This window comes from Streptomyces sp. NPDC057486, from assembly GCF_042802415.1.
GTDB classification, from domain to species: domain Bacteria; phylum Actinomycetota; class Actinomycetes; order Streptomycetales; family Streptomycetaceae; genus Streptomyces; species Streptomyces yanii.
Window position 1 is genome coordinate 1 of record NZ_JBHVEE010000219.1, and the last position, 9,777, is coordinate 9,777.

Here is a 9,777-nt window from a genome sequence, read left to right on the forward strand (position 1 = left end):
GTTCCGCGCCCCGCCCGGACGCGGAACAGCACGTTCGCGCAGACCGGCACGCCGCGGTCGGTCGGCCGGACCGCCGTCCCCGTGGACTTTGTGGTGCGGCCGGTCGGCGAGGCGGCGGACGAGCGGCGGCTCGTGCGACGTAGGGCGAACCCGGACGGCGCCGGGCTCGAAGGCGCCGGTGCACCGGTGACGGGCCCCCTGGGCGTCGTGACCGGCGGCACTCAGGGGCGGTAGACGGTCCCCGGCACCGGCTCCGCCGGGGCCATCAGCTGCGGGACCGTCACCAGGGTGTAGCCGCGCTCCTTCAGCGCGTCGATGATGCCCGGCACCGCGGGCACGGTCCCCTTGTAGATGTCGTGCAGCAGGATGATGCCGTCCCTGCTCGCCTGGTCGAGTATCCGCTTCCTGATCAGCGCGGAGTCGGTCGTCGAGTAGTCCTTGGCGGTGGCGCTCCAGAGGATCTGCGAGAGCCCCAGGTCCTTGCTGATGCCGGAGACCGTGTCGTCGGTACGGCCCTGCGGAGGGCGCATCAGCCGCGGCTTCCTGCCGGTGATCTTCGCTATCGCGTCCTGCGTCTTCTCCAGCTCGGCACGTATGTCGGCGGGCTTCCGGTCCGTCAGGATCTTGTGCGACCACGTGTGGTTGGCCACCTCGTGGCCCTCCGCCTCGATGCGGCGCACCGTGTCGGGGTGCTTCAGCACGTGGTTCCTGCCGAGCAGGAAGAAGGTGGCGTGCACCTTCTTCTCCTTGAGGATGTCCAGCAGGTGCGGGGTGTCCTCGCCGGGCCCGGCGTCGAAGGTCAGCGCGATGCACTTCGCCTTGCGGCAGTCCACGGGGCCGAACGAGCCCTTGGCGTCGGAGGCTGCGTCCCCCCGCGCCGAGCCCGGGGCCGTGGTCTGCATCGAGCAGCCGCTCAGCGTGAGAGTGACTGCCGTCACAAGAGCGACGCCCAACCCCGTACCGATCGACTTCGTCTCCCTGGGCAAGACAGGTCACTCCCTCACAGCCGAACAGCGCACGCCGTGTGCGATGTTCAGGGACTATACACGGGGTGTATACATCGAGTGCATAGTGGGCGATTGGTGGCGGAGCCGACGGTCGAGGCAAGCGGGAGCCCCGGTGACGGGGTGCGTCACCGGGGCTCCGGGGGGCGGAGGCTCAGCCGTTGGCGAGTGCCTGTACGCGGTCGAGAGCGCCGTTGAAGTGGTTGTGGTCGCCGACGTACGGGCCGGACGACGTGTACTGCCACATCGTGTAGTAGCCCCAGCCGGCCGGGAGCGCGCCGACCGTGGTGTCGTAACGGGCCACCCACAGCGGGTTGGTGGTGCCGAAGCCCGCGTTGTTCCCGGTGCAGGTCGTCCACCAGCTGGTCGCGGTGTAGATGACCGCGTCACGCCCGGTGCGCGCCTTGTACGTGTTCACGAAGTCGCGGATCCAGGAGACCATGCCGGCCTGCGTCTTGCCGTAGCACTGCGCCCCGTACGGGTTCCACTCGATGTCGAGCACGCCGGGCAGCGTCTTGCCGTCCCTCGACCAGCCGCCCCCGTGGTCCACGAAGTAGTTGGCCTGGGTGGCGCCGCTCGTGGTGTCCGGGGTGGCGAAGTGGTACGCACCGCGGATCATGCCGACGTTGTACGAGCCGTTGTACTGCTGCGCGAAGTAGGGATTCGTGTAGTACGTGCCCTCGGTGGCCTTGGTGTAGGCCCACCGGACGCCGCTGTTCCAGAGGGTCGCCCAGTCGACGTTGCCCTGGTGGCTGCTGACGTCCACGCCTTCGGTCTGGGCGACAAGCGTGCCGCCCGGCAGGCCGCCCCGGCCGTCGTGGGCGATGACGCCCATGCCCATCGTGGCCGATCCGCGCGCGGGCTTCTTGGCGGCGGCCGTGGGGGAGTCGGCCGCGGTGGCCGCGCCGGGCAGGGTGAGCAGAAGCGAAAGTGCTGCGAGGAGGGTTCCCAGCGCCGCCAGGCGGGAGCGGCGGGTCGTTCCGGATCCGGATCTGTGCACGGGCATGTGCGTGCCTCCGAGGCCTCGGTGGGGGGATCTGCAGACCCAGGGGGGCGGCTCGGCGCACCCCTGTGGCATGTCATGGTGTGAACATGCCAGGAATGACGCTACGCACGTAGACCCGCGCGGCGGAAGAGGGCCTGGGCGGTGCCGTTGGTCTACGCCTGCGAAATACTGGCGGAGCTGCGGCGATGACCGGCGGCGAAGGAAACTTTCAGCGGCAGGAAAGCTCATGAGGGGTGTTGACGTGCGCGGGAGCGAAAGCGGTAGTGAACCCGGCGCGGCCGGAGGAAGTGGTGTGGACCACGAATTCCTGGCACTGGAGCGGGAATTGGCCGTATTTCTGCGCCGCGCGCGGGCCAGTTCCGGCGAGATGGCGCGGGAGGTCCATCCCGAGCTGGAGGCCGCGGCGTACGGACTCTTCGTACGGCTGGAGTCGGTGGGGCGGCAGCGGGCCACCGATCTCGCCGCGTACTTCGGCGTCGGGAAGGCGACCATGAGCCGTCAGCTGCGCGCCCTGGAGGAGCTCGGACTGGTGGCGCGCGAGCCCGATCCGGCCGACGGGCGGGCCTTCCTCGTCCATCTCACCGACGAGGGGCTGGCGCGCTTCCGCAGCGTCCGCGATGCGCGCCGCGACCGGTACGTGAGGAAGCTCGCCGACTGGGACCGGACCGAGGTGGCGGAATTGGCGCGGCTGCTGCACCAGTTGAACGCCCGGGCCGAGGACTGACGCCGGCCGCCCGAACCCGGCTCCGGCCAGGCGTCCCGGGGCGCTCTCGGACGACCCCGCCCCGTGGAACCGCCCACGCCGCCGGTGCGGGCCGACCCCGTACCCGGGTGACCTACAGCACCACGTAGACCGCTGTCGCGTCGTCGTGCGTCTTGCTGCGCCGCAGATACGCACGCTCCGTGTCCGCGTCCTCCAGGGACCTGACCCGGTCGATCAGGCCCTGTGCGCCGTCCTTGTGGAGTACCGCGAGGCAGGCCGCCCAGTCCCCCTCGTGGAACATCTCCGTCCAGCGGCTCGCCCCGTCCGTCAGCGCGGCCACCGCCCGCACCTCGGCGAGCGGCGTCCGCCCGGTCACGGCACGGACCGCGACCCCGGGGTCGGCGGCGGCGGTGAAGAAGCCGCCCTCCTTGTTCCGTACCTGCGCATCGGCGATCTCGTCGGTGGCCAGGGAGCCCGGCGGCAGCCGGTCGAGCCGGTCGTCGAGCAGCGGGCGCACCGATCCGTCCGGTGACTCGAACAGCAGTACGGAGTCGGAGAGCACCAGGTGCTCGATCTCCTCCGCGCCCCAGCGCACCACGACGACGGTCGCCTGAGGAGTGCGCACGTGAGAAAGGTCACACAGGGAACGATGCATGTCGGCGGTGCGCCGGATGGACTCGGCGAGGATCTCGGTGAGCGTCAGATCCCGCCGCGAACCCGACAGTTCGACCAGTGAACCGCCCAGCCGCGCGGTGAACCAGGGCACGGAGTGCACACAACCGTCGTCCCCCTGCGGCGGAGTGACTCCGTCGAGCAGAACCAGCGTCCCACCCGCACCGGAAGCGGGAAGCGCGGTGGCTGCCCAGTCCTCGTTGGGACGCTCGGGGCTACCGGGGACCGTGGCGAGTTCGATGCGCATGCGGCCAGTCTGCACGATGCCTTCACGGGGCCTGCACGGTCGAGGCGTTGGACCGTACCGGCAGGTCAGTGGGGTGGCCAGAGCGGAAGGAGTGGCTCCGTGCCGGGTGCGGGCGGGCATCCTGCCAAAGCCCGGGCGGAAGTTCCAGCCCATGGTTCAGGTGTGGGCCGCGGCGCCCGGGGGGAGACTTGTTCGTCAACTCCGGAGTGATGTTCACTCGTTCAGGTGGCGGAGCGGTTGATGCGCGTCCCCCTCTCAAAAGCACTGGAATGGTCAGAAGCCGTACCAGGGGTCGGGGTGTCATTCCAGATATGACCGCGTGTCACCTCTGCTTCAAGGGTGGACGAGTCAAGATTGCGAGCACCGGTGCAGAAGAAGCGGCCTCGGAGCAAAGGCAGCGAGCGAAGCGGTACCGGGGCGACACCCCCGGCGCCGAGCGGGAGTGAGCCGACCCGGCGCACCGTCCGCGTACGCAGCCGGCTGGTCGCCGGCGTCGCGGTCGTCGGCATCACCGTCATCGCCGCGGGCGCACCCGCGGCCCTCGGCGCCTCCTCCGAACTGACCGAGTCCCAGAGGCTGGTCACCCTTGCCCAGCTGAACCAGCAGGCGGTGGCCCTCGCCCACTCCCTCGCGGACGAGCGCGACGAAGTCACCGCCTACATCGCGGGCGGCCGGGACGGGAAGTCCGACGCGAAGAAGGACGGCCCCAGCGCCCGAGTCGACCAGCAGATCGACGAGATCCGCGACACGGCCCCCGCCGCGCTGCGCCGCGACCTCTCCACGATCCCCTCCCTGCGTCGCACCGCCCTCACCGGCAAGGGCTCGGCAATCGCCGCCCACCAGGCGTACTCCGAGGTCATCGCCAAGCTCCACGACCTCGCCGACGAACTCGCCGAGAAGACCCCGCCGCGCGCCGCCGAGGCCACCCGTGCGCCCCTCGCCCTCGGCCAGGCAGCCGATCAGGCCTCCGCCACCCGCGGGCTGCTGATCGCGGCGCTCTCCGTGCCCCGCAAGGAGGCCACGGTCCCGCAGATCGACCCGTTCACCGGGCTGCCCGTCCAGACCCAGGACGAGGGCAGCAGCGAGGACGACCGCAACCGTGACGAGCTGAGCGCCGCCGCCCAGCAGGCCAGGGTCCGCGAACTCTCCTCGCTCGCCGACTTCGACCAGGCCGCGGGCGGCGCCGCCCGCGAGAAGCTCTCCTCCACCGTCACCGGGCCCGACGTCAACCGCGCGGAGAAGTACCTCGCCGCACTCACCGACCGTCCCGAGCTGTCGGACTCCGACCAGAAGACCGACCGGAAGAAGGTCGAGGCGGCACTTTCCGCCCGCATCGACCGGATGCGCAGCGTCGAGTCCGCCCTCGGCACCACCCAGGTGCGACGCCTGGAGCAGCTGCGCGACGACGACGTCACCGCCCTCGAACTGCGCATCGCACTGCTCGGCGGCTGTCTGCTGATCGCCGTCGGCGTCTCCACCGCCGTGGCCCGTACGCTGACCCAGCCGCTCGCCGTCCTGCGGATCGGCGCCGCCCGCCTCGCCGCGGAGCCCGCCACCGCCGAGCCGGTCCGCTACACCGGCCGCAACGACGAGTTCGCCCAGGTCGTCCGATCCCTCAACGCCCTGCACGGCAATCTGCACGGGCTGCTCCAGGAGTTCAACGGCCGGTTCGAGGATCTGGAGAACGAGCGCGGCGAACTGATCGCCGGACGCGAGGCCCTCACGCTCCAGCGCGCCGAACTCCAGGTCCGCACCGCCGATCTGACCGCCCAGCTGGAGCGGCTCAAGAACACGGTCCACCACACCTTCGTCAACCTCTCGCTGCGCACCCTCGGCCTCGTCGAGCGCCAGCTCGGCGTCATCGAGAGCCTGGAGGAGCGCGAGCAGGACTCGGAGCGGCTCGCCACCCTCTTCAAGCTCGACCACATGGCCACGGTCATGCGGCGCCACAGCGAGAACATGCTGGTCCTCGCGGGCGCCGAGCACGGGCACGGGCACTCCGGCCCGATCCCGCTGGTCGACGTGTTGCGTGCGGCCGTCAGCGAGATCGAGCGGTACGAGCGGGTCACCATCCAGTCCCTGCCGCCGCACGCCCAGATCGCCGGTTTCGCCGCCGACGACCTCAGCCACCTGGTCGCCGAACTCCTGGAGAACGCGACCTCCTTCTCGCCGCCCGATTCGCAAGTCGAGCTCTCCGGCTGGCTGCTGGAGACCGGTGAGGTGATGCTCTCCGTACAGGACGAGGGCATCGGCATGTCGTCCGTACGGATGGGTGAGCTCAACGCCCGCCTGGCCGACCCGTCCTCGTTCGAGGCGGGCGAGCAGAGCGCCGACGGCGCGGGCCTCGGACTCCAGGTGACGTCGCTCCTCGCGGCGCGCCACGGGGTGAGGGTCCAGCTGCGCGAGCAGAAGGGCGGCGGGGTGACGGCGGTCGTCGTGCTGCCGCAGGCGCTGCTGCCGAAGGCGCCCCCCGGCGCCACGCCGCCGCCCGTGACCGCGCCCGGGGACGCGCCTGCGGTGAACCTGCCCGGATCGGTCGCCGAGGCGAACTCCAATGCCCTGCCGGGCCGGACGCTCGCGCTGCCCGGCGACCCGCTGATCGCCGCCGCCGAGCGGACGATCCGCGAGTCCGCACCGGACCTGGCCCGGACGGAGGTGCCCGCTCCGGCGGAGGTGCCCGCTCCGGTGGCACCCGAGCCGGTCGCCGCCGAGTCCGAGTCCGAGGCCGAGACCACGATGCAGGTCCGGCTCCCGGAGCTCCGGGACGTCCCCGCGGCTGAGCCGGTCCCGTCGGCCGCACCGGCCCACGCGACCCCGGCGCCCTCCGACCCGTACGCGATCGGCCCCGACCGCCACGAGCGCACCGCGGACGAGACCCCGGAGCCGTTCACCGCCCCGGCTCCCTCCCCGGTGCCCGCCGCCGAGGCCTTTCCCGGCCCCCGGCAGCCGGAGCCGCAGGCCGAGCGCATCACCGACAAGGGTCTTCCCAAGCGCACCCCCAAGGTTGTCAAGCCCGCCGCCGCCCCCACCGCCGACCGCAAGGGCAGCCTGGACAAGGACGCGCTGCGTCGCCGCCTCGGCGGTTTCCATCAGGGGGCGAAGGACGGCCGCCGCGACGTCGAGGCGGAGATCGCCGACGGTGCCGTCACCGGTGCCGGCACCGCACTGACCGAGCAGGCAGACCGTCTCGGTGGTCGAACCGATGAGACGGGGGACACAGTCGAGGAGGCACGCAGTTGACTGCGCCCAGCACATTCGGGCTGAGCACCGAGGCCCGGAACCTTCACTGGTTGCTGAGCAATCTCGTGGAGGAGGTGCCAGGGGTCCATTCGGTCACCGTTGTCTCGTCCGACGGACTGATGCTGCTCTCCTCCGACCCCGGCCGGCAGACAGCCACAGCGACGGGCGGCCTGCAGGACGGCCCCCGGGGGTCCAGCGCTGACCTGGCGACCATCGTCTCCGGTATCGGCTCCCTCACCATCGGCGCCGCGAAACTGATGGACGGCGGCGGCGTCAAGCAGACCATGGTCGCCATGGACGAAGGCAGCGTCTTCGTCATGTCGATCAGTGACGGTTCGCTGCTCGGCGTGCATGCCACCCCCGACTGCGACATGAGCGTCATCGCGTACCACATGGCGCTCTTCGTCGGCCGCGCCGGACACGTACTCACCCCCGAACTCCGCAGTGAACTGCGCAAATCGATGGAGAGCGCCCAGTGACGCCCGCTGCTGAACCCGCCCGCAGGCTCCCGGTCCGCGGGTCCGACCGACGGCCCGCCCGGGTCCGCCCGTACTCGCTCACCGGCGGCCGCACCCGCTTCGGTCACGTCCTTCTCGTCGAGACGTTCGTGGCCGCGCTGGAAGCGCCCGAGGAGCGCCGTGAGCTCACCAACGGCAGCCTCGCCACGCGGGTGATGCCGGAGCTCCAGGCCATTGTCGAAATCTGCCGCCGCATGCGTACGGTCGCGGAGATCTCGGCCCTGTTGAAGATGCCGCTCGGCGTGGTCCGAGTGCTGCTCAGCGACTTGGCCGACCAGGGAAAGATCCGTGTGTACGGGACCGGTCACGGCACCGGCCAGCCCGACCGCGCACTGCTCGAAAGGGTGCTGAATGGACTCCGTCGTCTCTGATCCGCTCCTGTCCGCCCCGCGTCAGCGGGGACCGGAGGACCAGGCCGAGGAGTCGCTCCAGGCCTGGCAGTTGGATCACACCAGGGCCCCCACCGCCACGAAGATAGTGGTCGCGGGTGGTTTCGGGGTCGGCAAGACGACCTTCGTGGGATCGGTCTCCGAGATCACCCCGCTGCAGACCGAAGCGCTGATGACCCAGGCCAGCGAGGAGACCGACGACCTCACCGCGACGCCCGACAAGGTCACCACGACCGTGGCGATGGACTTCGGCCGTCTCACGCTCGACGACGACCTCGTGCTGTACGTGTTCGGCACACCCGGACAGCAGCGCTTCTGGTTCATGTGGGACGACCTGGTGCGCGGCGCGATCGGTGCGGTGGTGCTCGCCGACACCCGGCGGCTCTCCGACTGCTTCCCCGCGCTCGACTACTTCGAGAGCTGCGGACTGCCGTACATCGTGGCCGTCAACCACTTCGAGGGGACGCCCGGTTACGAGGCGGAGGACGTCAGGGAAGCCCTGACCGTCCCCCCGGACGTACCTGTTGTGATCATGGACGCGCGTAACAGGATCACCGTCGTCGAGTCGCTGCTGGCCCTCGTGGGCCACGCTCTTGACGCGACCCCCGCCTAGACACACCTCGCGCACGTACCACGTAGACGTAACGGAGAACCGCGATGCGGAAGATACTCATAGTCGGAGCCGGCCAGTCCGGTCTCCAGCTCGCCCTCGGACTGCAGTCCAGTGGGTACGAAGTCACCCTGATGTCCAACCGCACCGCCGACGAGATCCGGTCCGGTCGGGTCATGTCCACGCAGTGCATGTTCCACACCGCGTTGCAGCACGAGCGTGACCTCCAGCTCAACTTCTGGGAGTCCCAGGCCCCGCGCATCGAGGGCCTCGGCGTGTCGGTCGCCGCCCCCGACTCCTCGCGCGCCGTCGACTGGGTCGGCAAGCTGGACGGCTTCGCCCAGTCCGTCGACCAGCGCGTGAAGATGGCCGGCTGGATGGAGACGTTCGCCCAGCGCGGCGGACAGCTCGTCATCCACGGGGCGGCCGTCTCCGACCTCGACTACTTCTCCCGCACCTACGACCTGGTGATGGTCTCCGCGGGCAAGGGCGAGCTGGTCTCCATGTTCGGTCGGGACGCGTCCCGTTCGCCGTTCGACGCTCCGCAGCGCGCCCTGGCCGTCGCGTACGTCCACAACATGGGCCCGCGCCCCGAGCACCCCGAGTTCGACGCGGTCCGTTGCAACCTGGTCCCCGGTGTCGGCGAGCTCTTCGTGATGCCGACCCTGACCACGTCCGGCCGCGCCGACATCCTGTTCTGGGAGGGTGTCCCGGGCGGCCCGCTGGACGTCTTCCAGGGCATCAAGGACCCCTCCGAGCACCTCGCGAAGACGCTGGAGCTCATGGAGCAGTTCACGCCGTGGGAGTACGCGCGTGCCACCAAGGTCGAACTGACCGACGCCAACGGAACCCTGGCGGGCCGTTACGCCCCGACCGTGCGCAAGCCGATCGGCCGGCTGCCCGGCGGCGGCCTGGTGCTCGGCGTGGCTGATGTCGTCGTCGCCAACGACCCCATCACCGGCCAGGGCTCCAACTCCGCGTCCAAGTGCGCCGACGCGTACTTGAAGTCGATCATCGAGCACGGCGACCGGCCGTTCGACGCGGACTGGATGCAGTCCACGTTCGACCGCTACTGGGACACCGCACAGCACGTGGTGAAGTGGACGAACGCCATGCTCGGTGTACCGCCGGAGCACGTGCTGAACCTGATCGGTGCCGCCGGTCAGCTGCAGCCGGTCGCCGACCGGTTCGCCAACGGGTTCAACAACCCGGCGGACTTCGACAACTTCTTCTTCGACCCCGAGAAGACGAACGCGTACCTCGGCGAGGTCTCGGCCGCTGTGTGAGGGGTTGACCTGCAACGCGGTCGTCGGCGTTGGTGACTGCGGGCCGCGCTTCGACGGCCCACGGACGGCCCGGCCGCCGAGGGCGGCCGGGCCGTCTTGCTC

At 70.5% G+C, this 9,777-nt stretch carries 10 protein-coding genes; 7 read left to right on the top strand and 3 right to left on the bottom strand.

The window, feature by feature from the left end:
* Nucleotides 1-234, top strand: a 234-nt coding sequence (locus tag ACFU6I_RS46225) for a hypothetical protein (protein WP_384379929.1), incomplete at its 5' end; no start/stop codon positions are given.
* On the opposite strand, the gene ACFU6I_RS46230 is transcribed toward ACFU6I_RS46225, so the two are convergent.
* Nucleotides 222-902: a polysaccharide deacetylase family protein gene (locus tag ACFU6I_RS46230; protein WP_384379946.1), complete on the bottom strand. Its 681-nt coding sequence runs from the start codon at nucleotides 900-902 to the stop codon at nucleotides 222-224. The genes ACFU6I_RS46225 and ACFU6I_RS46230 overlap by 13 nt on opposite strands.
* A 256-nt stretch (nucleotides 903-1,158) precedes the next feature.
* The gene (locus tag ACFU6I_RS46235) at nucleotides 1,159-2,010 is read right to left on the bottom strand and encodes a lysozyme (protein WP_384379932.1); all 852 of its coding nucleotides are present in this window, start codon (nucleotides 2,008-2,010) and stop codon (nucleotides 1,159-1,161) included.
* A gap of 241 nt (nucleotides 2,011-2,251) precedes the next feature.
* Here ACFU6I_RS46235 and ACFU6I_RS46240 point away from each other — a divergent pair, with 241 nt between their 5' ends.
* Nucleotides 2,252-2,734, top strand: coding sequence for a MarR family winged helix-turn-helix transcriptional regulator (locus ACFU6I_RS46240; RefSeq protein WP_384379949.1), 483 nt, complete (start codon nucleotides 2,252-2,254; stop codon nucleotides 2,732-2,734).
* Between the two features lie 112 nt (nucleotides 2,735-2,846).
* Here the strand turns inward: ACFU6I_RS46240 and ACFU6I_RS46245 are convergent, their stop codons facing one another.
* Nucleotides 2,847-3,632 (bottom strand): hypothetical protein, encoded by a 786-nt coding sequence (locus ACFU6I_RS46245; RefSeq protein WP_384379935.1) that lies wholly within the window; start codon nucleotides 3,630-3,632, stop codon nucleotides 2,847-2,849.
* Nucleotides 3,633-3,998: 366 nt separating this feature from the next.
* Here ACFU6I_RS46245 and ACFU6I_RS46250 point away from each other — a divergent pair, with 366 nt between their 5' ends.
* Genes ACFU6I_RS46250 through ACFU6I_RS46270 form a run of 5 tightly spaced genes read left to right on the top strand, consistent with a single transcriptional unit; the run spans nucleotide 3,999 to nucleotide 9,675 of the window.
* The gene (locus tag ACFU6I_RS46250; RefSeq protein ID WP_384379952.1) at nucleotides 3,999-6,872 is read left to right on the top strand and encodes a nitrate- and nitrite sensing domain-containing protein; all 2,874 of its coding nucleotides are present in this window, start codon (nucleotides 3,999-4,001) and stop codon (nucleotides 6,870-6,872) included.
* Nucleotides 6,869-7,351, top strand: a complete 483-nt coding sequence (locus ACFU6I_RS46255; RefSeq protein WP_376335574.1) for a roadblock/LC7 domain-containing protein — start codon at nucleotides 6,869-6,871, stop codon at nucleotides 7,349-7,351. The genes ACFU6I_RS46250 and ACFU6I_RS46255 overlap by 4 nt, the downstream gene beginning before the upstream one ends.
* Complete coding sequence (locus tag ACFU6I_RS46260) at nucleotides 7,348-7,761, top strand: DUF742 domain-containing protein (protein WP_384379937.1); 414 nt, start codon at nucleotides 7,348-7,350, stop codon at nucleotides 7,759-7,761. The genes ACFU6I_RS46255 and ACFU6I_RS46260 overlap by 4 nt, the downstream gene beginning before the upstream one ends.
* The gene (locus ACFU6I_RS46265; RefSeq protein ID WP_384379940.1) at nucleotides 7,742-8,392 is read left to right on the top strand and encodes an ATP/GTP-binding protein; all 651 of its coding nucleotides are present in this window, start codon (nucleotides 7,742-7,744) and stop codon (nucleotides 8,390-8,392) included. Before ACFU6I_RS46260 ends, ACFU6I_RS46265 begins: the two co-directional genes overlap by 20 nt.
* Before the next feature lie 44 nt (nucleotides 8,393-8,436).
* Nucleotides 8,437-9,675: a styrene monooxygenase/indole monooxygenase family protein gene (locus ACFU6I_RS46270; protein WP_384379943.1), complete on the top strand. Its 1,239-nt coding sequence runs from the start codon at nucleotides 8,437-8,439 to the stop codon at nucleotides 9,673-9,675.
* The last annotated feature ends 102 nt before the right edge of the window (nucleotides 9,676-9,777 follow it).

Coding starts and splice junctions, on each gene's coding strand:
- ACFU6I_RS46230 (WP_384379946.1), bottom strand. CDS start 902: ATGCAGACCACGGCCCCGGGCTCGGCGCGGGGGGACGCAGCCTCCGAC.
- ACFU6I_RS46235 (WP_384379932.1), bottom strand. CDS start 2,010: ATGCCCGTGCACAGATCCGGATCCGGAACGACCCGCCGCTCCCGCCTG.
- ACFU6I_RS46245 (WP_384379935.1), bottom strand. CDS start 3,632: ATGCGCATCGAACTCGCCACGGTCCCCGGTAGCCCCGAGCGTCCCAAC.
- ACFU6I_RS46265 (WP_384379940.1), top strand. CDS start 7,742: ATGGACTCCGTCGTCTCTGATCCGCTCCTGTCCGCCCCGCGTCAGCGG.
- ACFU6I_RS46270 (WP_384379943.1), top strand. CDS start 8,437: ATGCGGAAGATACTCATAGTCGGAGCCGGCCAGTCCGGTCTCCAGCTC.